At 45.3% G+C, this 23680-nt stretch carries 27 protein-coding genes; 19 read left to right on the top strand and 8 right to left on the bottom strand.

What is annotated here, in order from left to right:
* Nucleotides 1-36: 36 nt before the first annotated feature.
* From AZI85_RS14175 to AZI85_RS14165, 3 genes are all read right to left on the bottom strand, one after another.
* Complete coding sequence (locus tag AZI85_RS14175) at nt 37-513, bottom strand: hypothetical protein (protein WP_063244669.1); 477 nt, start codon at nt 511-513, stop codon at nt 37-39.
* Nucleotides 514-682: 169 nt separating this feature from the next.
* Nucleotides 683-1783: a hypothetical protein gene (locus AZI85_RS14170; RefSeq protein WP_063244668.1), complete on the bottom strand. Its 1101-nt coding sequence runs from the start codon at nt 1781-1783 to the stop codon at nt 683-685.
* A 97-nt stretch (nt 1784-1880) separates the two neighbouring features.
* A complete protein-coding gene (locus AZI85_RS14165) occupies nt 1881-2681 on the bottom strand; it encodes a TIGR02147 family protein (protein WP_063244667.1) in 801 nt (266 codons plus the stop codon).
* Nucleotides 2682-2979: 298 nt separating this feature from the next.
* Between AZI85_RS14165 and AZI85_RS14160 the strand changes: the two genes are divergently transcribed.
* Nucleotides 2980-3702, top strand: coding sequence for a substrate-binding periplasmic protein (locus tag AZI85_RS14160; RefSeq protein ID WP_253721002.1), 723 nt, complete (start codon nt 2980-2982; stop codon nt 3700-3702).
* Between the two features lie 15 nt (nt 3703-3717).
* Here AZI85_RS14160 and AZI85_RS14155 read toward each other — a convergent pair whose 3' ends face one another.
* A complete protein-coding gene (locus AZI85_RS14155) occupies nt 3718-4176 on the bottom strand; it encodes a MarR family winged helix-turn-helix transcriptional regulator (RefSeq protein ID WP_063244666.1) in 459 nt (152 codons plus the stop codon).
* Nucleotides 4177-4293: 117 nt separating this feature from the next.
* On the opposite strand from AZI85_RS14155, the gene AZI85_RS14150 reads away from it, so the two are divergent.
* The 3 genes from AZI85_RS14150 to AZI85_RS14140 are packed head-to-tail and all read left to right on the top strand — an operon-like array spanning nt 4294 to nt 8035.
* Entirely contained in the window at nt 4294-5607 is a 1314-nt protein-coding gene (locus AZI85_RS14150; protein ID WP_063244665.1) for a TolC family protein, read from the top strand.
* Between the two features lie 8 nt (nt 5608-5615).
* Nucleotides 5616-6464, top strand: coding sequence for an HlyD family secretion protein (locus AZI85_RS14145; protein ID WP_063244664.1), 849 nt, complete (start codon nt 5616-5618; stop codon nt 6462-6464).
* An 11-nt stretch (nt 6465-6475) separates the two neighbouring features.
* Nucleotides 6476-8035: a DHA2 family efflux MFS transporter permease subunit gene (locus AZI85_RS14140; protein WP_063244663.1), complete on the top strand. Its 1560-nt coding sequence runs from the start codon at nt 6476-6478 to the stop codon at nt 8033-8035.
* A gap of 150 nt (nt 8036-8185) precedes the next feature.
* Here the strand turns inward: AZI85_RS14140 and pgsA are convergent, their stop codons facing one another.
* Nucleotides 8186-8746, bottom strand: coding sequence for a CDP-diacylglycerol--glycerol-3-phosphate 3-phosphatidyltransferase (gene pgsA, locus AZI85_RS14135; protein ID WP_063244662.1), 561 nt, complete (start codon nt 8744-8746; stop codon nt 8186-8188).
* A gap of 160 nt (nt 8747-8906) precedes the next feature.
* Between pgsA and AZI85_RS14130 the strand changes: the two genes are divergently transcribed.
* From AZI85_RS14130 to tsaE, 15 genes are all read left to right on the top strand, one after another.
* On the top strand, nt 8907-9317 hold the full coding sequence (locus AZI85_RS14130; RefSeq protein WP_063207549.1) for an acyl-CoA thioesterase: 411 nt from the start codon (nt 8907-8909) through the stop codon (nt 9315-9317).
* On the top strand, nt 9296-10255 hold the full coding sequence (gene glpX / locus AZI85_RS14125; RefSeq protein ID WP_063244661.1) for a class II fructose-bisphosphatase: 960 nt from the start codon (nt 9296-9298) through the stop codon (nt 10253-10255). Before AZI85_RS14130 ends, glpX begins: the two co-directional genes overlap by 22 nt.
* On the top strand, nt 10255-10548 hold the full coding sequence (locus AZI85_RS14120) for a hypothetical protein (protein WP_063244660.1): 294 nt from the start codon (nt 10255-10257) through the stop codon (nt 10546-10548). Before glpX ends, AZI85_RS14120 begins: the two co-directional genes overlap by 1 nt.
* A 73-nt stretch (nt 10549-10621) precedes the next feature.
* Nucleotides 10622-11053, top strand: a complete 432-nt coding sequence (locus AZI85_RS14115) for a type II toxin-antitoxin system RatA family toxin (RefSeq protein WP_063207540.1) — start codon at nt 10622-10624, stop codon at nt 11051-11053.
* Complete coding sequence (locus tag AZI85_RS14110; protein WP_063244659.1) at nt 11043-11417, top strand: hypothetical protein; 375 nt, start codon at nt 11043-11045, stop codon at nt 11415-11417. Before AZI85_RS14115 ends, AZI85_RS14110 begins: the two co-directional genes overlap by 11 nt.
* On the top strand, nt 11417-12220 hold the full coding sequence (locus AZI85_RS14105) for a PulJ/GspJ family protein (protein WP_063244658.1): 804 nt from the start codon (nt 11417-11419) through the stop codon (nt 12218-12220). Before AZI85_RS14110 ends, AZI85_RS14105 begins: the two co-directional genes overlap by 1 nt.
* A gap of 56 nt (nt 12221-12276) precedes the next feature.
* On the top strand, nt 12277-12507 hold the full coding sequence (locus AZI85_RS14100) for a hypothetical protein (RefSeq protein ID WP_253721001.1): 231 nt from the start codon (nt 12277-12279) through the stop codon (nt 12505-12507).
* Between the two features lie 50 nt (nt 12508-12557).
* Nucleotides 12558-13907, top strand: coding sequence for an NAD-dependent succinate-semialdehyde dehydrogenase (locus AZI85_RS14095; protein ID WP_063244656.1), 1350 nt, complete (start codon nt 12558-12560; stop codon nt 13905-13907).
* A gap of 2 nt (nt 13908-13909) precedes the next feature.
* Complete coding sequence (gene tilS, locus AZI85_RS14090) at nt 13910-14860, top strand: tRNA lysidine(34) synthetase TilS (protein WP_063244655.1); 951 nt, start codon at nt 13910-13912, stop codon at nt 14858-14860.
* A gap of 75 nt (nt 14861-14935) precedes the next feature.
* A complete protein-coding gene (gene ftsH, locus AZI85_RS14085; RefSeq protein WP_063244654.1) occupies nt 14936-16882 on the top strand; it encodes an ATP-dependent zinc metalloprotease FtsH in 1947 nt (648 codons plus the stop codon).
* Between the two features lie 52 nt (nt 16883-16934).
* On the top strand, nt 16935-17747 hold the full coding sequence (gene cdaA, locus AZI85_RS14080) for a diadenylate cyclase CdaA (protein WP_063207521.1): 813 nt from the start codon (nt 16935-16937) through the stop codon (nt 17745-17747).
* Nucleotides 17744-18166 carry a hypothetical protein gene (locus tag AZI85_RS14075; protein WP_063244653.1) on the top strand — a complete coding sequence of 141 codons (423 nt, stop codon included), beginning with the start codon at nt 17744-17746 and terminating at the stop codon, nt 18164-18166. The genes cdaA and AZI85_RS14075 overlap by 4 nt, the downstream gene beginning before the upstream one ends.
* Nucleotide 18167: 1 nt before the next feature.
* Nucleotides 18168-19544 carry a phosphoglucosamine mutase gene (gene glmM / locus AZI85_RS14070; RefSeq protein ID WP_081111028.1) on the top strand — a complete coding sequence of 459 codons (1377 nt, stop codon included), beginning with the start codon at nt 18168-18170 and terminating at the stop codon, nt 19542-19544.
* A 1-nt stretch (nt 19545) separates the two neighbouring features.
* A complete protein-coding gene (locus tag AZI85_RS14065) occupies nt 19546-20271 on the top strand; it encodes a pyridoxine 5'-phosphate synthase (protein WP_063207515.1) in 726 nt (241 codons plus the stop codon).
* Nucleotides 20271-20717 carry a tRNA (adenosine(37)-N6)-threonylcarbamoyltransferase complex ATPase subunit type 1 TsaE gene (gene tsaE, locus AZI85_RS14060; RefSeq protein ID WP_063244652.1) on the top strand — a complete coding sequence of 149 codons (447 nt, stop codon included), beginning with the start codon at nt 20271-20273 and terminating at the stop codon, nt 20715-20717. Before AZI85_RS14065 ends, tsaE begins: the two co-directional genes overlap by 1 nt.
* Before the next feature lie 22 nt (nt 20718-20739).
* Here the strand turns inward: tsaE and AZI85_RS14055 are convergent, their stop codons facing one another.
* The 3 genes from AZI85_RS14055 to AZI85_RS14045 all read right to left on the bottom strand — a co-directional run bounded on the left by AZI85_RS14055 (nt 20740) and on the right by AZI85_RS14045 (nt 23597).
* Nucleotides 20740-21381, bottom strand: coding sequence for a thermonuclease family protein (locus tag AZI85_RS14055; protein WP_063244651.1), 642 nt, complete (start codon nt 21379-21381; stop codon nt 20740-20742).
* 140 nt (nt 21382-21521) lie between these two features.
* Nucleotides 21522-22037 (bottom strand): cysteine hydrolase family protein, encoded by a 516-nt coding sequence (locus tag AZI85_RS14050; protein ID WP_063244650.1) that lies wholly within the window; start codon nt 22035-22037, stop codon nt 21522-21524.
* Nucleotides 22038-22124: 87 nt separating this feature from the next.
* On the bottom strand, nt 22125-23597 hold the full coding sequence (locus AZI85_RS14045) for a hypothetical protein (protein WP_063244649.1): 1473 nt from the start codon (nt 23595-23597) through the stop codon (nt 22125-22127).
* Between the last annotated feature and the right edge of the window lie 83 nt (nt 23598-23680).

Genomic DNA, 23680 nt, shown 5'->3' with positions numbered 1-23680 from the left:
CTAGTTAAGTGGGAAGAACCCCAAATACCGGTTAACTTAATCTTCCTCAGTCATCTGTTCGCGGAAATCTTCAGGCACGCTGTCGATCCAATTCTCGCGATCTCCATAGTAGTATTCCATGTATGTTAACTTTCCGATGCGACGGCCTTCTGCATTGACGTAGGCACCGACGATGTAGGCTTCTGGATCTTCGGTGTAGGTAATGAATTCCGCAAAAATGTATCCTACTGTGGCTTTTGTCGCCGGGTCAAAGACGCGATAGATAACCTTTGCCTGAGTATCGTAATAACCATCTCCCAATTCCCAAGGGATTTCAATTTCAGATGCGGTCTTTTGAATTTTCTTTGGAAGTTTTTGAAAGCTAGTGCGCTCGATGTTTTTAGAAAAGACAGTAGCTTTCACTAAAATTTCATCGGGATGTTGAAGGGGAAGTTCCAGTTGGCGAGCTGAAGCACTTTGAACTCCAAAAACCACTAACATCAAAAATGCGAAAGATTGCATAAAGCGGATCATATAAATCTCCTTAGTGAGTGTTCTAATACTCTAACTGAGTGCGGAGAATACAATGCATCCTACGAAACAAATTATTAATTCAGGAATATTGAAAAAATAGTGCGTCGCTAAAATTAAAGACGCACCGGCAGTCTGAAAGACTCTATGAAATTCTTACTAAAGGTAAGGGCTAAAGGGAGTGCTGATAAAGCAAAAGTCTTTGAAGGGACCAATCCAGGAGCTCTTTCATTTTTTGCAGATCGGTCCCAGGCGTCGCGGGAAAACGAATCTCGACTCGATCATAGCTTTCGCCGGTGATCCCAGATGTTTTGCACACCCGCAGCGGCAAGAGGTCATCGGCTCGACAGTTCATCGCGATGGTGCTGATGTTTTCTCTTAACTTAGAAAGATATCTCAAAGAGTTTTTAAGAAGTCTTTGGACGGTTTCTTTTTTAAATTCCAGATTTTTGTTTCGCTCTTCTCGAAGGCGCTTTAAAGATCCTTTATCTAAAACATTTTCTTCTAACTGGGGTGATTTTTCAGTCAGAAATTCGATATCTAAAAGATGCGTTTCAATTTCGTCTAGACGTAAGAAGTCGGAATAAACTTCGGGCGTTCGTTGATCCGCCATCAGAGTAATAGCGGCGAGGGTGAGGCTTCCCTTAAGCAGGCTTTCATTTTCAAGGACATGCCGAAGCTCGTGCTCTAAGGTGTCTCCTAAGCCTCCAGTGCGATAAGAAAGTGCGGTTACGCTGAAGTAAAGTGAATTTGAACTGGGTTCAAAGAAGCCTTGAATCGGGCCACTCCAAAGAGGCAAGAAAGGATCAAAAACCAACTTCAAATTTTGCAGGCGGCTGTCTGAAAGAACCTTTTCAAAAAACTGCCCATTGCTTTCGCGCGCTTCAGAAACACCCGAAATTATGAAAAGAGGGTAAGAGAGTTTTTCGATAAAGCTTCCTTGAAACTCCAAATCTTCTCTTTTGACCATCTGGATTTCGTATTGAACGCCTATAGAGTTGAAATAGTCTTCTGCCGAATTTTGGATTTTTGTTAGCCAGGGTTGCAGATCTTTGCCGGGTATCAGGCGGCCGTTGTAGCGTAAAACAAAATCGTAAAAATCGGCCGTCAGATTGCTAAAAGGCTTCACTATTTCCAAAGGGTTATTTACAGAAGAAATCGGAGCCGGCTTTTCACCCCGTTTCGGTTTTGCATAAGTCGTGGACAAGCCTGTAAAGAAAACAAAGCAGAAACCTAAGATGAAATATAGGAGCGTTGAGACGTGTTTTTTCATGTCGAGACTAAAATGCAATCTAAAGGCCTAAAAATAAAAAACGCCACAAGCAAGTGCATTGTGGCGTTTTAGTTTTATTCATTAAGTCTTGCTGAAACTAAGAGGACTGTTGTTCTGTGATTTCAAAGAAGCTTGTAGCCAGTGCAAAAAGTGAATTCTTGCTTTCAGAGTTTTGCAGTTCTTGCATGATCTCTAGACGGAAAGCGCGAATTTTCTGAGAGATTTCTTTCGCTTTATCGCGATTTGTCGGCACTAATGTGCAGCCCATATCCCAGCGTTTTCCACTGTTAGGTACCATGGCCTCGGACGCCTTGCTTTGCATTTGATTGTAGAAAGCACGAGCGGCTTCAGAAGAGCCCGCATAACTTGAAGAGTATTTGTTGTTGCTAGAAGTCCAAACACCTTCCGCCGTTTTTGTAACCAGACCCACGTTTTGCAAACGCTCTAAAGCCTTTTCCACTGTATCTACAGTAAGGCCTAGGCGCTGTGACATATTTTCAGGTGTCGCCACGAATTGATCCAGATTCAAAAGTTCAGCAATAGCCGTGTGATACCAGTCAGAAATAATCGCAAATTGATCTTCGCCGATTTTTTCAAAAGCTTCTTCGCGAGCTTGCACACGCTTCAAGGCCATCTCACGAAGGACCGCACTGCGGGCGTGTTCAGAAAGAGCCAAATCGACGAAGAAGTCTTTTTCTGAGGGAGCTAAGTTCAGCTTCACCGCTAAGTTCATAGCGCGGGATTCTGAAAGACCCACTTTGCCATTAAGGATTTCACTCAGTCGTGAACAGGGAACCTCAAGGTCGCGAGCATAAGCGCGAAGAGAGTAGGAAGGGTTCTTTCTTTGTCTACGTTCAAGTTCTTTTAGGATATAGTCTCGATAGTGGTGTTTTGCCATGAGCGAGGGTGTAGACGGGAATTATCCGAGTGTCACTCATAGACTGGAAAACCCCCTCCATATTGTTCCAGAGTGTTCCATGTACTTCCGTTAGAATGAAATTCCTTCATGAAATAAACAATTTACGCTGTTCCATTTGTTGTAAAAATCTCCATGGGTTTGACCCCATCTTGGATGGGTAATTGATGGGACTCTTTCGGTTCCAGTTGTGCGCAAACAATAAGACTTAAAGAAAGTCGGCACTGTTTCGTCTTTTTCGGTGACATAGAAGTCATACTCTATAGTCTCAGGCGTGAATATGAAGTTGGGTGTGATTCTATCAGTCGTTCTTTTTTCTTGCTGTGTTTTTGCAAAAGAAAAACAGGTGCTTCGTTATGGCGTGAACTCCAACTATGCGATGCCATTATTGGGAGTGACCCGATTGCCGCAAGGGCAGGTTTTGCAAGAGGGGGTCCTTAAAGATCTTGGTGAAGCTTTGGCCAAAGAACTTAAGCGTGAACCTCAGTTTATTCTTCTGCCGAAAATACGTGTCGCCGAAAATCTGAAACAGGGCAGTATAGATGTTCTTTGTCATCTGAACGAAGTTTGGCAACCGGCGATTAAGGATGATGTGTACTGGAGTGACGACCTCTATGAAAGTCGCAACCTTATTGTCCACATCGATAGCAAGCCCATCAAAAGCATCAGCGATCTTTATGGCGCACGTGTCGGGACTGTTTTAAATTTCATCTATCAAAATCTAGATCCATATTTTGCAAAGAAACAGATCCTGCGTGAAGATGCACCAACCAACGAAAGCAATATTCAAAAGATTTTGAAGGGCCGCATCGATTACTTGGTGATGTCGAATTTGGAGTTTGATTTCTATAAACGAATTTATCCCACACTCGATGCTGTAGATTTAAGTATGGATTCAGTGCAAACAAAGTGTGCTCTGTCGAAAAAGTCATCTATCAGTCCAGAAAGCTTCGAGAAAGCTATTCAGACTATTCAGCGCAATGGCTGTTGCGGAAAATCTTGAAATCCTATCAATAAGTTAAGTGAGCTTATTCAGCATCTCATGAAGAGTCTGGCGTTCCTTGGCAGATAGCGGACTTAGAAACTCGTTGGTGACGGTCGAATGTACATCCAATACTTTCTTTAATCCCTCGGCGCCTTTTGAGGTGATTTCCACAAGCTTAATGCGTCGGTCAACTTTGTCTGGAACTCGGCGAACCCACTTCATCTTTTCTAGTCCATCCAAGAATTTCACCATGGACGCTTTGTCGACGCCCATATCCTGACCCAGGGCGATTTGGCTTGCTGGGCCATTGAGACTAAGAAGCTTTAAAATCCCAATATGCGCAGTCACAAGTTTATGCTTCTCTAGTTCCTGTGAGAGCATAGTACGAAACTTCATGGCCGCTTTGATGAAAGAATAGCCAAACGAGGCCTTTAGCGCAGGGTGTACGCCGTTATAACATGCGGGAATTGAGCCTGCCTCATTCTTTTTCAAAGTCGACCTCCAATCGAAAACCAAGGGGTGTGGTTTTTAATACTCAATTGATAGTAACACAAATGGTTTGCGACGCAAACGGTTTTGTGTTACAACCATTACATAGTTAGGTGGCTTATGAATCATCTTAAATGGATCTTCTCTTCTTTAATCTTGTTCGTTTCTCTAGAATCTCACTCTCAAGTCTTGAACCTCGGTGAGGCGGTGACCGAGGCCCTGACTCAATCACCGAAAGTCCAAAAATCCGAATCCCAATATAAGGAAAGCAGCTGGAAAAAGACCGAGACTTACTCTGGCTTTTTACCGACCTTGTCGGCCAATGCCAGTTATCTCTTTGATAAGAAATATGCCTTGGTGGATGTAAATATGAACAACACTCCACTGACCATTCCCCAGGTCGTGCCGACCACAAACCTTTACCTGACTGCGCAATGGTCTCTCTTTGATGGCTTTTCCAGTACCAACCGTTATCTGAGTGCTGGAGCTTTTGAAGATTCGGCAAAGAACGATTATGATTGGACTCGCTTTCAGGTAGAGCGTGAAGTCGTGGTTCTTTTTTATAAAGCTCTAGCTGCTAAAGAATTAAAAGCCGTCGCTGAACAGAATGTGCGTGCACTTAATGATCATCTTAAAGATGTTCGTCTATTTAAAAAAGTCGGGACATCGACAAATTATGATGTTTTGCGTGTGGAAGTTCAAATGAGTGAAGCACAGTCGGAACTTCTTAATGCCACTGACAATGTGGAAGTCGCACGCGCCCGCCTGAGTGAAGCTTTGGGGAAAGACCAAGATGTTCCTGAAGTTGAAGGGGCACTGCCTCGACTAAAACCGGAATTGGTTGCCAAAGTGACCGAGTTTAACTCGAACGAGCGAAAAGATCTTCAATCTCTTCGTCAAAAGGCGGAAGGGTTTCGTTATCAAGAAGATTCAGCGGAAAAATATTGGGTGCCTCGTCTGGCTTTGATTGGACAGTATCAGTATTACAACAACCGCAATGACCGTTTCGATGACTACGAAAATGGCTTCCGCGATGCTTGGCAATACGGCATCAGTCTGACCTGGAATATCTTTGATGGCATGACTTCGATTTCGCGCTCTAAACAAAGCATCGAACAAAAATATCAAGCAGAAAAAACTCTTCGCCAGGCGGAGCTTAAAGCCAAACGCGACTTCGATTTCTGGAAGCGCAAATATTTGTACTACTGCGCGGTTTTTGAAGCTCGTCAAAACGACATCGCGAAGTCTGAAGAAAGCGTTCGTTTATCCCGTGAAGGACAAAAAGTGGGAGCAAGAACGAATACAGATGTTCTTGATGCCGAAGCGGAACTTTATCGAGCAAAAGCCGGTGCGGTGAATGCGCAAATCGGGGCGATTGAAGCTCTTGTGAATCTTGAGCTGAGCACGGGTCAAAAATTGGTTGATTTTAATTGAGGTTGAAAATGGATAAGAAGAAAAAGATTTTATCAGGTATCGGTGCCATAGCAGTGTTGGGCGCGCTCTATTTCGTGTACGAACATTTTATGTTTGTGACAACGGACAACGCGCAGGTGGAAGCTCACTCCGTGATGATCGCCGCGAAGGTCGGCGGTTATGTGAAGGCAGTGCATGTCACGGAAGGTTTGCGTGTGAAGAAGGGTGATTTGCTGATCGAGCTGGATGAGCGTGATTATCAAAACACTCTTCGTCAGATGAAAGGGGAGCTTTCATCTTTAGAGGCCCGTAAACGGGATTTAGAAAAGAACCAAAGACGTCTGTCGGAGCTTTTCTCGAAAGGTGTCGTTTCGCAACAACAATACGACGCCGCTTCCACCGCCTTTGCAGAGGCGAAGGCCAAGTTCGAAGCTCTTTCGGCACAAGTGGCTCAAGCTGAATTGAATTTTGAAAATACAAAAATCAAAGCTCCTTCCGATGGTTTCATTGCAAAAAAGTCGGTTGAGGTGGGTCAGTTGGCAGCACCTGGAGTTCCCTTAGTCGGCTTCGTCGATGCGGGTGAAAGATGGGTGACAGCAAACTTCAAAGAAACAGAAATCGAAGGAGTCCAACCCGGTAAACGCGTGAATATCGATGTGGATGCGATCTCGGGACGCAGTTTTGTGGGAGTGGTCGAGTCGATTAGTTCTGCGACGGGTGCTACCTTCACACTGCTTCCTCCAGACAACGCCACCGGAAACTTTACTAAGGTCGTTCAGCGCGTTCCTGTAAAAATCAGATTTGAAAATGTGACGGCTGAAGAAGTCGAAGCTTTAAAAGCGGGTCTATCAGCTTTCGTAAAGGTGCATAAGCACTAAGGTCGTTTTTTATGAAAAAGGAATCCGTACTGATTATAGTCGTGGCGGTGATGGCTTCGCTTTTAGAAATCATCGACGCCTCGATCGTGAACGTGGCTTTGCCCTCTATGATGGGGAACTTAGGGGCTACGTTGGAAGACATCAGTATGGTGATCACGGGCTACGCGATCGCCAATGCCATTGTCTTACCGGTCTCTGCTTGGTTGGGGGAACGCATTGGTCGCAGGACTTACTTTCTGGGATGTATTCTTCTTTTTACAGGCACGTCCGTCGCCTGTGGTCTTGCGCCGAATTTAGAGACACTCACCATCTTCCGTATCCTTCAAGGGTTGGCGGGCGGAGCTCTTCTTCCCACATCGCAGACTTTAATCTATGAACAATTCCCGAAAGAAAAAGCAGGGATCGCGGGTGCGATCTTCGGGATGAGTGTGATGATTGGTCCCACACTCGGTCCCACGATGGGTGGATATTTGACGGACAATTTCGGTTGGAGATCTATTTTCAATATCAATCTTCCTTTGGGTTTGATCGCGTTCTTCATTGGTGCTGCCGTGATTTTCAATCGCCCGAAAGAAGAAGGGCAGCATCAGGAAAAACAAGAGCTTGATATCTGGGGTCTGACCTTTTTGGTGTTAGGTATTGGATGTCTGCAATTTGTCTTAGAGCGCGGCGAAGCCGAAGATTGGTTTGCTTCACGTATGATCGTGTTTAATACGATCATCGCCGTGGTCAGCTTGCCACTCTTTGTATGGTGGGAATTGCGCGTGAAAAATCCGATCATCAATGTGCGCCTTTTCTTAAAGCCGTTAGTTAGTAACGGTGTGATGTTGATGGCGATGGTGGGATTCTTCCTTTATGGCGTCGTCTTTATCTTGCCTATTTTTGTGGGGCGAACATTGCATTTGGATGCAACTCAAACGGGAATGCTCTTTATCCCCGGATCCTTATTAACGGCGGCCATCATGCCTTTCGTGGGACGACAGATGTTTAAAGGGACGAATCCGAAGATTTTAATTTTTATCGGTTTGGTTTCTTTAGAGATTTGTTTGCTATTGATGACACGTTTATCACCGCAGTCTTCAGAGCGAGATGTGCTAAACATGATGTTTGTGCGCGGATTCGGAATGGCCTTCTTATTTGTGCCTATCAACTCTTCCATCTTAAGCCAGTTTAAAGGTGTCGAGATGGGGCAAGTTTCCGGCTTGTTGAATCTGGCTCGGCAAATTGGTGGAAGTGTAGGGATTGCTCTTATCGGCACGCTTTTAACTAAGAACAGTCATCAAAACTATCTGGATCTGGCGGGGAAGGTGTCATTGCTAAATCCGCAAACGCAGAATGCCTACTACTCTTCAGCTTCCGGATTGGGAGTTAAAATGAGTGAAGGCTTAGGGATGGCCACGGGATCCGAGGCTGCTTTGCGAAGTCTTTACGGACGGATTCAGAATCAAGTCTTTATGCTGAGCTTTACTCAGTTGATGTTCTTAATGATGTTGATCTTTTCTTTGTCGTTCATCCCTCTTTACTTCTTAAAGTTTAAAGAGAAGACAAACAAGGTCGTGGATGCTCACTAATTAGCGCAGGATGGAACTGAAAGAGGAACTGGCGAAAGAAACGGGCTTTTGCGTTTTAGCCGAAGCAATCTTCAAATAGCTCGATAGCAAAAGAGCTAAGAAAATGAAGAACCAATTGCTAGGTGATAAATGCAAAAGCATAACCGTCCATTAAGCCTTCCGGCTTTTAAGATAACCTAAGTAGTATTCGATACCGCTGGTTATACTCAAAATGACGCTGATCCACAAGACGCCGTAGCCAATTTTGTCCAAATAGGGCAAGTAAGGCTCCAAATTTCCAATAATTACAATAGGGATGGCCACCATTTGCATGGCCGTTTTCCATTTTCCGGCAGGTTTGGCGGCGATAATGATTTGATCTGCCGCAGCAACGGAGCGGATGCCTCCGATAAAGTTGTCACGCGCCAAAATAATAATGACCATCCAGGCATCGATTTTACCTTGAGCTAGAAGCATGGCTAAGACACTTGTCACAAGAATTTTGTCGGCAATCGGGTCCATGAATTTACCGAAATTGCTAACAGCGTTGTACTTACGAGCGTAGTAACCATCGTAGTAATCTGTGATCGAAGCTAGAATGAAAAACACGGCAGCTGCGATATTCCAAGTGAGAGTGTCGGGCCACATCATTGCCACAATAACGGGCACAGCGAAGATACGACTGAGGGTGATTCTCATCGGAAGATTTTTTTGAAACTCGGTTGCTGTCATATCGTCCTTTGTTGATGCTTCTGCTTCAGCTACGGGCCGAGGGCCCTTCGCTCTGCGGCCTCGCGGCCCTGATGCTGCTTCAGCCTGCGCGCCAAGGCGCTTCGGCTCTGCCGGCGTCCGCCGGTTGACTAAAACTAACCGTTTAGACTAGAAATAATCAATGTTTATTCATCGTCACAAAGTGCAGTTTTATGAAACAGACCTTATGGGGATTGTTCACCATAGCAACTATTTGCGTTTTTATGAAGAAGCGCGGGTAGGGTGGGCGCATGCGAAGGGTCTTTTGGATTATCAGAAGCCGGGGTCGGCAAGTCAGTTTGCTGTTTACGAGACCCAGGTTCGGCATATAAAGCCGACTTTTTTTGGCGATGATTTAGAAATTGAAGTGCAGGGTCGAACTGAAGGCAATCGCATTGTTTTGCAGTATCGCTTGCGGGGACGTAATAAAGAAATTTGTTCGCTTGCGAAGACCGTGCATGTAGCATTAGGACCGGACTTAAAACTACAAAGACTGTCGGCTGAAATGAAGGCCGCGGCGGAGAGTGACTCATGGACAGAAACCTGGCTTTAGAATTCGTACGTGTAACCGAGGCAGCAGCTTTAGCGTCAGCAACATGGGTGGGACGTGGCGAAGAAAAAACCGCTGATAAAGCCGCCGTCGATGCCATGAGAAAAGCCTTCGATCACATCCGTATGGATGGCACAGTTGTTATCGGTGAAGGTGAGCGTGACGAAGCACCCATGCTTTATATTGGCGAAAAAGTCGGTCATAAGACTGAAGATTCTCCAAAACTAGATATCGCTTTAGATCCTTTAGAAGGAACAACAATCTGTGCAACAGGCGGTCCAGGGTCTATTTCTGTTATCGCGGTTGCAGAACAAGGGAAGTTCCTGCATGCACCTGACACTTACATGGATAAAATCGCTTGCGGTCCTGGTGCGAAAGGTCACATCGACATCGATAAGTCAGCAACCGAAAATATCAAAGCCGTCGCGAAAGCCCTAGGTAAGTCCGTGAGCGAAATGACTGTGGTTATTTTGAATCGCCCTCGCCATGAAAAATTAATTGCTGAAGCGCGCGCAACGGGCGCTCGCATCAACTTGATCGGTGACGGTGACGTTTCGGCTGCCGTCTCTACAGGATGGAATGACACGGGGATTGATTTGCTTTTAGGTATTGGTGGCGCGCCAGAAGGCGTGATTTCCGCAGCGGCCATGCAATGCTTGGGCGGAGACTTCCAAGGTCGTTTGAAATTTAGAAATGATGAAGAAAAAGCGCGCGCAAAACGTATGGGTGTTGCGGATCTAGAAAAGAAATTTACGATTGATGAATTGGCTTCAGGCCCTGTGATGTTTATCGCGACAGGTGTGACGGACGGATCTCTTTTAAAAGGTGTTCGTTTCATGCCAGGCGGACAAGCAAAGACTCATTCTATCGTCATGCGTTCGGCAACGGGCACCATCCGTAATATTGAAGCTCATCACGTTTTAAATAAGAAGCCTCAATAATGGAAGGAAAGCTGTTCTGCTTTAATTGCAATAAAGAGATGGCTTTTGCGGGAGTCATCGGACGTCGCGAAGAGTGCCCTCATTGTCGAGCGGATGTTCACGTGTGCAAGAATTGCGAATACTACGATCCCAAAGTTTATAATGAATGTCGTGAGCCACAAGCGGATGTGGTTCGCGAAAAAGATCGAGCGAACTTTTGTGACTACTTTACTCCGCGCAAAGGCAGTGGCGGCGGTATTGATAAGGCGGCTGCTTTAAAGGCTGCGGCCGAAGCTCTATTTAAAAAGTCTTAGGTTGTTGTAACATAATCATTCGTGGTCTAGGTCGGCGTTGACTTGAGAGTCGTTGCAAAGACACACTTATTTTATGGCAAAAGCATCAACCACCGAAGTTTTCAATTGTACTCCCGAGCAATTTTATAAAATCATCGCCGACTATGAAAAATACCACGAGTTTTTACCAGAGGTAAAACAGTGCAAAGTTCTGAAGTCTGAGGGCAATCGCAAGCTTGTTGAATACAACGTGCAAGTGATGAAGTCCTTTAAATACAGCCTTTGGATGACTGAAAATGCACCGACCAGTATCACGTGGGAATTTGCGTCCGGAGATATTTTTAAAACGTCTGTAGGATCTTGGAAATTAGAAAACGAAGCTGGCAAAACGCGCGCGACTTATTCTGTCGAAGCGACTTTCAGCATGTTTGTTCCCGGTCCTATTGCAAATGCCTTGGTCAGCGTAAACCTTCCGAATATGATTAGCAGCTATCACAAGCGAGTGAAACAGCTTTATGGCGTCTGATGATTCAAATAGAAAAGACGATAAGGACAACGCCTCGGGAGACCTTAAAGGTCTTCTGGGTGACACTGTAAAAAAAGTTTTTACAGCCGGGGTCAGTGCGGCGTTCATGACCGAAGAAAGCTTGCGTGCTTACGTCTCTGAACTGAAACTTCCGAAAGAGGCTTTAAATCTTCTTATTCAAGGTGCCAATAAGTCTAAAGAAGAAGTCACCAATCGCGTGACGAAAGAAATCTTAGGCATCATTCAAAAAATCGATTTCGTGAAAGAGGCCTCGAAGTTTGCCGAGACTCATAAATTCAAAATCACGGCTGAAATCGATATCATTAAAAAAGAAAACACTTCTAAAGATTCCGATCCCACTTAATGACGAAGAAATTGAATTCTGCGGGATTAAGTCTGATCGAAATGCTGGTCGCGGTGGCGATTGGCAGTATCATGTTGGTGATGGTGGCTTCAATGTTTCAAGCGCAGCAAAAAGAAGTGCGCTCGCTCCGTCAGAAACAAGAAGTCATCGAACTGAAAAATCTTATGCTCGCACAGCTGACGAAAACGGAAGTGTGTTCGTGGCAGCTAAAAGGCCGCGTGATCGACGTGGCTGCTTCGCCGACCGCAGCGAAACCTTCAGAGACAGTTTTGAATTTAAAAGAACTTCGTCAAGGTGTGAATAACTCTTCTGCGATTGTTGCGAAAGCAGGCGACAGTCTTCCGGGCTCTAGCATTAAAGTAAAAAGCATCACGTTCAAAGATATTTATCCCACAGGAAATCCTGACGAATACAAAGGCGTTTTTGAAATTACTTTTGATGAATCCTCACTGGCTTACCCGCTTCGTCCGTTACAAACTCAGCAGATCATCAAAACTCTTTCTGGATCTCCGGATCGCGCAAAGATTATCGATTCTTGCGGCACAGTTTCAGCATCCAGTGGTTTAGGTGAAGAAGATTTAGATACCAGTGAGTCGTTTGATGTTTACTGTGAATATCGCTGGGTAACGTCCAATGGTTATAACGGAGGCTACGCTTCGTTTAAAGCGACGCTAGTGACTCCCGAGATGTTGCAGTGGCAGGAAAAAGATCAAGAGTCTACGCGGGTACTTCGCACGAATAAACGGCAAGCGATGGGGCCGCGGTCTGGCGTCGTGCGCGGAATCTATAAAGTTTGTCCCTAAAGAACTCGACCAAGGTTGATCTCAAGTTGAGACGTTTTTCCTCCGACAAGGAGGGCATGGAAAACGAAATCTTAAGTGTCATTTCAGTCGTGCTTTTTTGTTTATGTTGTCACCAGTTCATTCGAACGGTGGTGAAACCCATTCCGCTCTTAGCTTCCGAAAGACCTTATGCGCGTGCGGCAATGCAGCTTGGCAAATTCTATAAATCAATGGCCTGGGGCTCTATGACCGGCGCTTTTTTGTTGGGCCTCGTTTATTCGTTCACCCAAGTATTTACAGCTCTTTAGTTCTCCTAAAAACGAAAATTCTATGGCAGCCTTGCTGATGGAGGTCTGCCATGAACACATTTTCCACAGTCAATCCAGCCACAGGCGAAACTCTAAAAACATATCAACACACATCTTGGGAAGAATCACAAAAAGCCATTCAAGCGGCGTGTGAAGATTTCAGCAAGTGGCGCAAAACTTCGTTTGAAGAGCGAGCCGTTGTTTTAAATAAATTAGCGCAAAGTCTTCGTCAGCATAAAACAGAACTCGCGCAACTGATGAATGCCGAGATGGGAAAGCTGATCGCCGAAGGAAAAGCGGAAGTGGAAAAGTGCGCGGTGACGTGTGAGTACTACGCGAAGGAAGCGGCCCAGATGCTGAAAAATCAAGTTGCTCCTTCATCACCTTATAAATTTGCTGAAGTGAGTTTTCAACCGTTGGGGGTTGTTTTTAGTATCATGCCTTGGAATTTTCCGCTGTGGCAGACGATTCGTTTTGCAGCGCCGGCTTTGATGGCAGGGAATGTGATTTTACTAAAACACGCCGACTTGACGGCAGGAACTGCGGCGATGGTGGGACAGATTTTTTCTGATCTTACTTCTGACTATAAACTTTTAAGAAACATCCAAGTGGACCACGAAGTCGCAGCTAAAGTCATCGCGGATAAAAATGTGCGTGGCGTGACCTTCACGGGAAGTTCTAATGGCGGACGATCGGTCGCGACCGAAGCAGCCAAAAATTTAAAAAAGATTGTTCTAGAGTTGGGAGGCAGTGATGCTTATCTGGTTCTAGAAGATGCCGACGTCGAAATGGCCGCAAAAACTTGTGTGAAAGCAAGGCTCGTCAACTGTGGTCAAAGCTGTGTGGCAGGTAAAAGATTTATCGTGCATGAAAAAATCGCGAAGGATTTTATTCAGTATTTTGTGAACGAAATGAAGGCGGCAGAGATTGCTCCGTTGGCGAGTAAAAAGTTTCAAAAAACGATTATCGAACAGGTTGAAAAATTGAAATCTTGGGGCGGAAAAATCGTTCTGGGTGGCACAGCGCCGCAAGGTGAGGGAGCTTATTATCCCGCGACAGTTGTTGTTTTTGAAAAGAATCATCCTGAGTTGCACGCGGAAGAAGTGTTCGGGCCCGTGGCTTCGATCATTATTGCAAAAAGCACACAGGAGGCGTTGGATTTTGCAAACTCGTCTCCTTATGGATTGGGTGGAGGTTTGTTCACCAGTGACTTAAAAAAAGGCAAAGAGCTTGTCGAAAAAGAGTTGCAGGCAGGATTTGTCGTAGTGAATGATTATGTGAAGTCAGACCCGCGCATTCCTTTCGGAGGTGTGAAAGAGTCCGGCTACGGAAGAGAATTGGGTCACTTTGGTATTCTGGAATTTGTGAATATCAAAACAGTGGCGGTGGCCGGGGAGTAAAAGTGAAACTGAAAAGAGCCAAGCAAGATTTAGATCATCACGTGTGGAAGTTGGTAAAAACGCACTCGCTGAATGAGAAAAAGATTTTGGTGGCTCTTTCTGGTGGAACGGATTCAGTAGCGCTGTTGCGTGTGTTCTCAAAAATTCATAAAAAAGATCTTTTGGGCGCTTGCTATTTTCATCACGGCGAAGACTCCAATCAAGAATATCGCAAAGAAGCCCAAGTGTTCTGCGAAAAACTTTGCGCCAAACTGGGCGTAGAATTTTTCCCTCTGAAATCCTCTGTGTTGGCGAAGTCCGAAGCTGAATATCGCGAACTGCGTTACGAAGCTTTGAGTCGCTTGATGAAAGAACAAGGCTTTCAAATTCTTGCTACAGGACATCATCGCGATGATCTTTTGGAAACTCGGCTTTTGCGTTTGATACGAGGTACGGGGTCCCAAGGATTTCACGCCATGCATGTCCTAAAAGACGACAAGTTTCGTCCCTTTTTGGAAGTCACAAAACGAGAATTAAAAAAATATTTACGCGAAGAAAAACTGCGTGTTTTTGAAGATCCTAGCAATGACAAGCTGGACCCTCTGCGCAATTGGATTCGTGAAGAGTGGCTAAAGGCGCTGGAGAAACGCTCTCGAGGAGCGACTTCTTCGTTGGCGCGCTCATTAGAAACGATTGCGCTTGAGATGGAAAATCGCGCCTGGGGAGATCTTTTGAGTCAAAATGAGGCTTATAAGACACAGGGCTTATCTCGAGGTTTTTATCTCACATTAAGCCCCTTCGAACAAAAACGACTGCTAGCGCAATATTTATTTGCTCTAGGGAAAAAAGACTTTTCGCAGTCTCATCTCGAAGAAATACAAAAGCGCCTAGACAAGTCACAAAAAGTGATCACATTCAAAGTCGGCGGATGCCACTGGGAAGTTAACGCAGAGCAAATTAAGGTCCAGTCCTGATTTGAGAGGTGTTTGTGACCCTTAAACCGTGTTACCCTTGAGGGTGACTTTAGACCTCGTTTGAAAGGAACTGAAATGCGCTCTACTCAAAAAACGCTAGCACTCTGGTTCTTCCTCATCATTATGGCTGTCTTTCTGTTTCAGGCCTATGAGAGTAAGCACCAAAAAGTGATTGCTGATTTTAACTTCTCGAAATTCACAGAGGCTGTGAAGGCTGGAGAAGTTGCGACTGTCACTTTCCGTCAGGATACAAGTGAAATTGTCGGTGAAATGAAACCTGAATTTGAAAAGAAATATAGTGGAACTCACTTTGCCATTATTGGTAACACTCAAGATGAGGGTTATAAATTTCTTCAAGCAAACGGTATTACTCCAAACTACGAACGTGCTGACAACGGTGGTTTCTTCCAATCTTTGATTGTGAACTGGTTGCCATTGATTTTAATCGTCGCGATGTTCTTGTTCATCATGCGCCAGATTCAAGTCGGCGGTGGTAAAGCTATGTCGTTCGGCAAAAGCCGTGCGCGCCTTCTGACGGAACATAAAAACCGTGTGACGTTCAAAGAAGTTGCAGGTGTGGATGAGGCTAAAGAAGATTTACAAGAAATCGTCAGCTTCTTAAAAGATCCAAAAAAATACACAAAATTAGGTGGTCGTATTCCTAAAGGTGTTTTGCTAGTAGGTCCTCCGGGAACAGGTAAAACATTGCTTGCTCGTGCAGTTGCGGGTGAAGCGGGCGTGCCATTCTTCACAATCTCGGGATCTGACTTCGTCGAGATGTTCGTGGGTGTGGGTGCGAGCCGTGTTCGTGACTTGTTTGAACAAGGTAAAAAGAATGCTCCATGTTTGATCTTCATCGACGAGATCGATGCGGTAGGACGTCATCGTGGTGCTGGTATGGGTGGTGGTCACGACGAACGTGAGCAAACTCTGAATCAGCTTCTTGTTGAGATGGATGGCTTTGAATCTTCTGAAGGTGTTATCTTGATCGCAGCGACGAACCGTCCTGACGTTCTCGATCCTGCTCTTCTTCGTCCGGGTCGTTTCGACCGCCGTGTCGTTGTGAATAAGCCAGACCTTAAAGGTCGTGAGCAAATCCTAACGGTTCACATGCGTAAGACTCCATTGGGTCCTGACGTAGAACCTTCTAAGATTGCTCGTGGGACTCCGGGCTTCTCGGGTGCTGACCTAGAGAACTTGGTGAACGAAGCGGCGTTGATCGCAGCTCGTACCGATAAAAAATATTTGGATATGGAAGACTTTGAAAAAGCGAAAGACAAAGTCATCATGGGTTCTGAAAGAAGATCCATGGTTATCTCTGACGAAGATAAACGCGTTACCGCTTACCATGAAGCAGGGCATACGCTTGTTGGTAAAAAACTAACAGGTCTTGATCCAATTCATAAAGTCACGATCATCCCTCGCGGTATGGCGTTGGGTGTGACTCAGACATTGCCAGAAAAAGAAAGCGTGTCTTTGTCTAAGCAAAAAGCTGAAAACATGATCGCCTTCTTGTTCGGCGGTCGTGCCGCAGAAGAAGTGATCTTTAAAGACATCACAACGGGCGCGGGTAATGATATTGAGCGCGCGACAGACTTAGCTCGCCACATGGTTTGCCAATGGGGTATGAGTAAGTTAGGTCCTTTGGCTTTTGAAAAACGTGAAGGTCCGGTGTTCCTAGGAATGCAATACGGTCACACGCATAAAGATTACTCTGAATCAAAAGCGCAAGAGATCGACGCGGAAGTTTCTAAGATCATCAACGAAGGATACTCGATCGCGGTTCGTATCCTGACGGATTACAAAGACGCTCTGGAAAGATTGGCGAATGCCCTTCTTGAGTACGAAACTATCGACGGTCATGAAGTAGAAATGCTCGTGAACGGTGCAGCTGTTGCGGAGATTGAAAAATACCGTAACAACAAAAGAGATGGTGGCGGCTTAGGCGCTGTCGTGACTGCAGGTAAAAAAGATTCTTCGGGATCTGACCCTGTAGGTAACACGGGCCCCGTGACTATCTAGTATCCGCGCGAAGAGTTTTGGTAGAACGTTTTAATAATTTAGAGGCATCTTGATGTTGCAACAGTTTGTCGACAACTTGATATTTATCGTCCAGCATCTGCGCGTGCAAGATGCTGTCGATATGCTTCTAGTGTGGATGGTGGTTTACCGGATCCTGGTTCTGATCAAAAGAACCGGCACCATCCAAATGCTTTCCGGTCTTGGAGTTCTAGCCATCGGGTACATCCTGAGTATTTGGCTAGAACTTTTTACGTTTAATTGGATCTTAGAAAAATTCTTTTCAAATCTTTTCGTGATCGTGGTCGTCCTTTTCCAAGGCGAGATTCGCCGTGCTTTAGCGCACATTGGAAGCAATCCTTTCTTTAATGACGCCTCGACGATTCAAGAAACGCAAATCATTGAAGAGATTGCTAAGGGTATCATCTTAACCGCACAAAAAGGTTTTGGTGCCTTGGTTGTTGTCGAGCGTGAAATCGTGATCGACTATCACATCGAGTTCGGAACGGAAATGGATTCTAAAGTCTCAGCTGAGCTACTGGCTTCCATCTTCCATCCTGAAAGCCCCATGCATGATGGGGCTGTTCTTATTCGAAATGGGAAACTTCATTCTGCCGGATGCTTTTTGCCTTTAAGTAAAAATCCAGCTTTAGATAAAAACCTGGGCACACGTCACCGTGCTGCGATTGGTTTAACCGAAGAAACAGACGCCTTGGTGTTTGTGGTTTCTGAAGAAAATAAATCGATCGGTATTGTACAAGGTGGTCACTTAAGCCCGAATGTCGAATTGGGCGATATCCGCAAGGCTCTTTATGAAACCTTCGGCCTTAAATACAAAGCCTTCTCTCAACAAGGGGAGGTTCTGTGAAGCGCCGTTGGTCCAATATCGTCACTGAAAATTTCAGCTATAAAGTGGTCGCGCTTTTTATCTCTTTGATCTTGTGGCTGACCATTTTGGGCCGCCGGGACTTCGTCCTTAGCAAGAACATTGATGTTGAGTTGATCACGGCTCCGGGGACGCAGGTCGTAGCGCAGACAACAGACCACATCAAAGTAAAAGTTTCTGGGCCGCGTTCCTCCCTGAAAAAATTCTTGGAGAGTTCCCTATCTCAAGCTATCACACTTGATATTTCACAAAAGGGTGAAGGGGTGGTTTATGTGGACATCCCTTTGAATAAGATAGAAGTGCCCCTGGGCGTAAGAATCCTCGGCGTGCGGCCTAATCAGATTCAAGCCGAAGTGGTTCCAGTGAGAGGTCAGACAAATGACGAACAAAAAGGTCAGTAAAGTGGAAAAGAAAGCAAAGCTTTTTGGTACCGACGGTATTCGCGGTACTGCGAATCAGTGGCCCATGACACCGGATATGGTGGTTAAAATCGGGCAGGCTATCGGGTATCTCTTACAAAAAGAAACTCACGGTTCTCCGGCAGTGACGCCTCGTAAAGTGGTTATCGGTAAAGACACGCGTCTTTCTGGATACATGATCGAGCAAGCTCTAGCGAGTGGTTTAAACTCTATGGGCGTGTTCGTTCAATTGGTGGGTCCACTTCCAACTCCGGGTATCGGGTATTTAACTCGCACGATGAGAGCGGCGGCAGGTATTGTTATCTCTGCATCTCACAATCCTTTCCATGATAATGGAATTAAAGTTTTCGGTCCGGATGGTTTTAAAATCTCCGATACGATGGAAAAAGAAATCGAACGCCTGGTACTTGAAGAAGATCTGACAGAGTTTCTTCCGCCAAGCAAAGACATCGGTCGCACAAAGCGCATCGAAGACTCCCAAGGTCGCTACATTGTTTATGTGAAGGGCACTTTCCCTTTAGAGTACACGCTAGATGGAATGCGTATCGTTCTAGATACGGCAAATGGTGCTTCTTACAAAGTAGCTCCTTCGGTATTTCAAGAGTTGGGTGCCGAAGTGATTCAGCTGGGTGATGATCCCAATGGAACGAACATCAACGACAAGGTCGGTGCTTTGTATCCACAAAAACTTTCTGAAGCTGTGATTCAGTATCGCGCGGATGTCGGAATCAGTCTTGATGGTGACGCCGATCGCGTGATCATGGTGGATGAAAAAGGGGAGATCGTAAACGGAGACCGTATTCTTGCGATCTGTGCGCTTCATATGAAAGAGCGCGGTCTTCTTAAGGGGAACACCTTGGTGGCGACGCAAATGTCGAACTTCGGTCTTGAAAAACGCATGAACGAAGCTGGCATTAAGCTTGTGAAAACAGGCGTTGGTGATAAGTACGTCGTCGATGAGATGAGAAAAAATGGTTACAACCTGGGCGGCGAACAATCCGGCCATATTATTTTCTTAGATCACACTACGACGGGTGACGGCTGTATCGCGGCTTTGAGTGTTCTTGCAGTGATGAAACAGACCGGTAAAAAGATGAGCGAGTTGAACCGCGTGTTTGAAGACATGCCTCAAGTGCTTATCAATTGCCGTGTAAAACGTCGTACAGAGCTTCATGAGATTGCGGGCTACGACAGTTTGATTGCAAGTATTGAAAAGAAATTAGGCGGCGAAGGCCGCGTCTTTGTGCGTTTCTCAGGAACAGAACCCGTGATTCGTGTTTTGGTGGAAGGTTCTAATAAAACACAAATCAGTCAGTTTGCTGAAGAGATCGCCTCCTTCTTAGAAAAAGAGTTATCATAGTATGAAACATAAAATTCGTTTGGGTGTGAATGTAGATCACGTGGCAACTCTTCGCCAAGTGAGAGGCGGAACTACGCCTTATCCTAATCTTGTCGACGCAGTGAAAGCCTCGGTTAAAGGTGGCGCAGAACAAATCACGATTCATTTGCGTGAAGATCGCCGCCATATTCAGTTAGAAGATCTTAAAGTACTTTCTAAGGTATGTCCGGTGCCTCTTAATTTAGAGATGGCTGCGACCGCGCAGATGGTAAAATTCGCGAAGAAGTATCGTCCTGACTGGGTGTGCTTTGTTCCTGAAAAAAGAGCGGAGCTAACAACAGAAGGTGGCCTTGATGTAAAGAAAGGCTTTAAGAAAATGGCGCCGATGGTTGAAAAACTAGGGCGTATCGGGATTGAAATCTCCATGTTCATTGAGCCTTCCATTGAACAAGTTGAAGCGTCTTATGAAATCGGTGCGGATGCTGTTGAACTGCACACAGGAAAATGGGTCCTGCTCACAGGCGCGAAAAAAGAAAAAGAGTGGAAGCGCTTGGTAGATGCTGCTGTGTGGGCGAACTATTTAGGTTTGAATGTTCACGCCGGCCACGGTCTTGATTATCATCACTCAAAGTTGATCAATAAACTTCCTTTCCTTCAGGAAGTGAATATCGGTCATTCTTTGATTTGTTACGCTCTTGAAGACGGCCTCCAAGAATCTGTGCGCAAGATGCGAAAGATTTTAAAGTAATGTCTGAAGTTTTAAACTCGGAAAGAACAGTGAGAAACCTTGCTGAACTTAAAGAGTTCTGGAAAGAAGTTTTGCCAGCCCTCAAAGATCGCTGCATTTTATTAATGAGCGGTGATGTCGGAGCTGGTAAAACCACCTCCGTCCAACTGATTGCAGAGATTTTAGGAATGCGAGATGTTCAATCTCCGTCTTTTGCGATTCACTTACGTTATGAAAATCAACAAGGCCAAGCCTTGGATCACTTAGATCTCTATCGTCTTAAAGACGACGACGACCTTGAAAGCTCAGGCTTCTGGGATCTTTTCAGTCAGCAAAAATCATTGATCATCATCGAATGGGCCAATCGCCTGGACTACGAATATCTCCCCATGAACTGGCAAAAAATCGAAGTCCAATTCCAAAAACTTTCCGACACCGAAAGAAAATTAAAAATCCAAACCCTCTAAAAAGTCCCCTGGCACCTTTTGGTTAGTTGTAGCCGTTTTTGTAGGCTTGTTCGAAGCTGGGGAAGAAGACTCTTTTCCATACTGGGATGTTGGCAGAGTCTTCAGGTGGAAGGACTTTTTTAAGTTCGAAGTCGCCGATGACATTGCGACCCACTTGGTTTTGCACGCGCATGCGGAACTCGTAAGGAATTTCTGTGCCTTTGAATTCGTTAGAAAAAATACCGCGTTTGTTGTCGAAGGCTTCTTTAGAGGCCTTGCTGTAATCAGAAACAATGCGTTTATCGAATGGGTAGATAAAGTACATCGCTCCCCAGCCCAGACGAAGCATTTCGATATTAATGTCTTTCCCGTTTCTTAATAAACGCCCTAGAACACGACCATGCTTGTCGACCTGACTGTCTTCAGAAAGTGTGAGGATGCTTCCTACCGGAGCTAATTTCCGTAAAACATCGCGGGCCCTAAGGGCCACATCACCTTGGGTGCTCTTATAGAAGTCTACTTCCGGAGTATCGACTCCCAATAGGCGAACTTTGTACTTCTGTGAATCTGATACACCGGTCGCTGTTAATGTGTCGCCGTCATGCACGCTGATCACCCGGATTTGAAGATCGGCAAAGACGGAAATGGGCAGAAGAAAAAGTAATAAGAAGAGCGTTTTTTTCATAGAGAAGGTTTTAAAACTTTCAGCTCTGAGAATCCAAGGATTCCCTTCATAGAGAAGAATTTCCTCTAGTGTATAAACTTATGACAAAGATCCTCTCTTCAGAGCACTCTTAATTGGTTTTAAATAGTAAGCCGGAAGGCTTAAATCAACTCGCAATGAGGACGAGTGATCAAGTCGGCCTTGATCTTGGCCCACTTTTTAGGAGAGCCACTCAGGATAGCTTCATCCACGATCTTCACTGAATAGCCGAGTTTGAGGGCTCCGTAGGCTGTTGCCTGAATGCAGGCTGTGCCATCCTGTCCAACAATGTGGATTTCGTTAATGCCTTTTTCTTGCAGGATGCGATGAAGATCCGTCGATAAAAAAGTATTTTCTGTATTCTTTTGAAGAATTTGAGAATTGCGAATTTCCAAACGCGGATCAAAGATGGCGTTGGGGTCTGAGCGTAAGCCAGCGCCCTTAAAGAACCACTTGAGAACCCATTTTTCAGGGCCCTTATCAAAGAAGTGCTGAATGTAAAAGATCTCGAAATCTTCTTTCATTGCTTTCTCTGTGAGTTGATTGACCTTTGAAATGGCTTTCATCGCCGCATCTTCGGTTGCATTCATTTTCAGATAACAAACTTGCAGATCAATAACTAAAAGGGCTTTTTTCATAGGTAAATTTTAACTTTAGTTCACGCAAATGAATAGGGGCGGCAAAAAAAATAATGCGGTGTAGGGCAAAAAAGAAGCAGGCACCTTTTAGGCGGCGAGGCCTTTGACGAAGTCGATGGAGAGCTTTTCGGCTAAGGTTAATGAGACTTTGTTGTAGGCGGCTTTTTCAGCGAAGCCCACTAGCATTCCTACCAGTTTTTCGTTGATGATGATCGGGGAAATCGTGACGTGGTCGGGGATGCGTCCCTGATTCCAGTCTTCGAAGAATTTTTCGTTGATTTCATTTAAAGAAATGTAACCGTGGAAAGACTTTTGCGTCGAAGCCACGATGTTAAAAATACTTGGAGTTTGTAGAGGGAAACGCATCGACGTGTCCTTCATGCCTTGGAAGTTTTCATCCCAAGCAAAAGCTGTCATTTGAGTTTCCTGCTCATCCAATGTCAAAATCATTGATTTTTCAAAATGCGCTTTCATCTCACTTAAGATCTGTTTCACTCTTTCATTTAAGATCGCGGCATTTTTCTTTTTCATTCTTTCCAAAGCAAAATTCCCGGAAGCCACAGGGTTGATTGTGGGTTTCGCGACACCCGCAGGACGGGGAACGATTGGAATCGGTTTATTACCAAAGCTATCCTCAAAAGGAGGAGGCATCTCTGATTTCGGCGGAGGTGGCGGGATTTTTTTACCACCCAAAGCTTCATTCACAGCGGCCACGACCGGCGCTTTTTCTTCTTTCACTACAAGCGGTTCAACAACGGGAGCAGATGCCGCTGCCGGAGTTAAAGCTATTTCCTCCACTTGAGTTTTTGGCTCGGAGTCTTCAGAAAATTCAACGACGACAGAGTCACTAGAAGTTTCTGCAGCAACAGGTGCTTCTGACGAAGCAGTCTCTGCTGTCGACAAAGCTTCAAGACGAATCACAGTCGGGCCGTCAAACAAACCGTCTAGACCTTCTTCTGAAGTGTTTTGATCCAAAGAAAGAGGTTCTAAACTTGGAGCTGCATTTTCATTTTCAGCGACAGCTAAATCATCAAATGAAAAACTGTCTTTAGGACCTTGTTTGGTGGCGGTCGCGACAGAAAAATCCATTCCTTCGGGGGCTTCTTCAGCAGGTGAAGCGGTGACAGGAGTCGTCGTGGTCGCAGCAGGTGTTGCTGCCGCACGAGGATGCAACTGTTCCCAAACCTGTTCTAGGCTGTCAAAGTGCGCCAGCACTAAAATCGCCGAAGGTGTTTGAGGAAAATCCTGTGGCGGTTGAAGACAAGCTACGATGAGTGAGCCATCCCACTCCGCCACAGGCAGACACTCCGCAGACCACGGGTAATGGGTCGCCCACTTTGCGAACATTTCCTGGGAAACGGAAGTCTCTGTAAAAAATCGTGACTGAAGTTTTGGTAGTTTGTAGTGATCCTGTGCCCAGTTTAAATACAGCTCAGAGCTGAGGCGTTGTTCCTTCAAAGCATAACCCAACAGGCTTAGGTGCGAACCGCTTTGTTCAAAAGATTCGGTAAGTCCTTGAAGTTGCTCTTTAAAATGTTCAAACCAGGCATGAATACTCATCTAGGGTTTTATCGGAATTTTAGGCCAGAACATTAAGAATCCGAGGTCTAGTCTAGCTTCGGTTGGAAAAAGCCCCTTTTTAA

It is taken from the genome of Bdellovibrio bacteriovorus (assembly GCF_001592755.1).
Taxonomy (GTDB): Bacteria; Bdellovibrionota; Bdellovibrionia; order Bdellovibrionales; family Bdellovibrionaceae; genus Bdellovibrio; species Bdellovibrio bacteriovorus_E.
Note: the sequence above shows the minus strand (reverse complement) of the source record. Positions and strands in the feature narration are given on the sequence as shown.

What these genes read in the sequence shown, in the direction of transcription:
- AZI85_RS14160 (WP_253721002.1), top strand. Translation starts at nt 2,980, where the DNA reads ATGAAGTTGGGTGTGATTCTATCAGTCGTTCTTTTTTCTTGCTGTGTT.
- AZI85_RS14100 (WP_253721001.1), top strand. Translation starts at nt 12,277, where the DNA reads ATGGAAAACGAAATCTTAAGTGTCATTTCAGTCGTGCTTTTTTGTTTA.
- AZI85_RS14175 (WP_063244669.1), bottom strand. Translation starts at nt 513, where the DNA reads ATGATCCGCTTTATGCAATCTTTCGCATTTTTGATGTTAGTGGTTTTT.
- glpX (WP_063244661.1), top strand. Translation starts at nt 9,296, where the DNA reads ATGGACAGAAACCTGGCTTTAGAATTCGTACGTGTAACCGAGGCAGCA.
- AZI85_RS14110 (WP_063244659.1), top strand. Translation starts at nt 11,043, where the DNA reads ATGGCGTCTGATGATTCAAATAGAAAAGACGATAAGGACAACGCCTCG.
- AZI85_RS14045 (WP_063244649.1), bottom strand. Translation starts at nt 23,597, where the DNA reads ATGAGTATTCATGCCTGGTTTGAACATTTTAAAGAGCAACTTCAAGGA.
- pgsA (WP_063244662.1), bottom strand. Translation starts at nt 8,746, where the DNA reads ATGACAGCAACCGAGTTTCAAAAAAATCTTCCGATGAGAATCACCCTC.
- AZI85_RS14050 (WP_063244650.1), bottom strand. Translation starts at nt 22,037, where the DNA reads ATGAAAAAAGCCCTTTTAGTTATTGATCTGCAAGTTTGTTATCTGAAA.
- ftsH (WP_063244654.1), top strand. Translation starts at nt 14,936, where the DNA reads ATGCGCTCTACTCAAAAAACGCTAGCACTCTGGTTCTTCCTCATCATT.
- AZI85_RS14115 (WP_063207540.1), top strand. Translation starts at nt 10,622, where the DNA reads ATGGCAAAAGCATCAACCACCGAAGTTTTCAATTGTACTCCCGAGCAA.
- AZI85_RS14140 (WP_063244663.1), top strand. Translation starts at nt 6,476, where the DNA reads ATGAAAAAGGAATCCGTACTGATTATAGTCGTGGCGGTGATGGCTTCG.
- AZI85_RS14145 (WP_063244664.1), top strand. Translation starts at nt 5,616, where the DNA reads ATGGATAAGAAGAAAAAGATTTTATCAGGTATCGGTGCCATAGCAGTG.
- cdaA (WP_063207521.1), top strand. Translation starts at nt 16,935, where the DNA reads ATGTTGCAACAGTTTGTCGACAACTTGATATTTATCGTCCAGCATCTG.
- AZI85_RS14130 (WP_063207549.1), top strand. Translation starts at nt 8,907, where the DNA reads ATGTTTATTCATCGTCACAAAGTGCAGTTTTATGAAACAGACCTTATG.
- AZI85_RS14105 (WP_063244658.1), top strand. Translation starts at nt 11,417, where the DNA reads ATGACGAAGAAATTGAATTCTGCGGGATTAAGTCTGATCGAAATGCTG.
- AZI85_RS14055 (WP_063244651.1), bottom strand. Translation starts at nt 21,381, where the DNA reads ATGAAAAAAACGCTCTTCTTATTACTTTTTCTTCTGCCCATTTCCGTC.
- AZI85_RS14165 (WP_063244667.1), bottom strand. Translation starts at nt 2,681, where the DNA reads ATGGCAAAACACCACTATCGAGACTATATCCTAAAAGAACTTGAACGT.
- AZI85_RS14095 (WP_063244656.1), top strand. Translation starts at nt 12,558, where the DNA reads ATGAACACATTTTCCACAGTCAATCCAGCCACAGGCGAAACTCTAAAA.
- AZI85_RS14170 (WP_063244668.1), bottom strand. Translation starts at nt 1,783, where the DNA reads ATGAAAAAACACGTCTCAACGCTCCTATATTTCATCTTAGGTTTCTGC.
- tsaE (WP_063244652.1), top strand. Translation starts at nt 20,271, where the DNA reads ATGTCTGAAGTTTTAAACTCGGAAAGAACAGTGAGAAACCTTGCTGAA.
- AZI85_RS14065 (WP_063207515.1), top strand. Translation starts at nt 19,546, where the DNA reads ATGAAACATAAAATTCGTTTGGGTGTGAATGTAGATCACGTGGCAACT.
- AZI85_RS14150 (WP_063244665.1), top strand. Translation starts at nt 4,294, where the DNA reads ATGAATCATCTTAAATGGATCTTCTCTTCTTTAATCTTGTTCGTTTCT.
- AZI85_RS14120 (WP_063244660.1), top strand. Translation starts at nt 10,255, where the DNA reads ATGGAAGGAAAGCTGTTCTGCTTTAATTGCAATAAAGAGATGGCTTTT.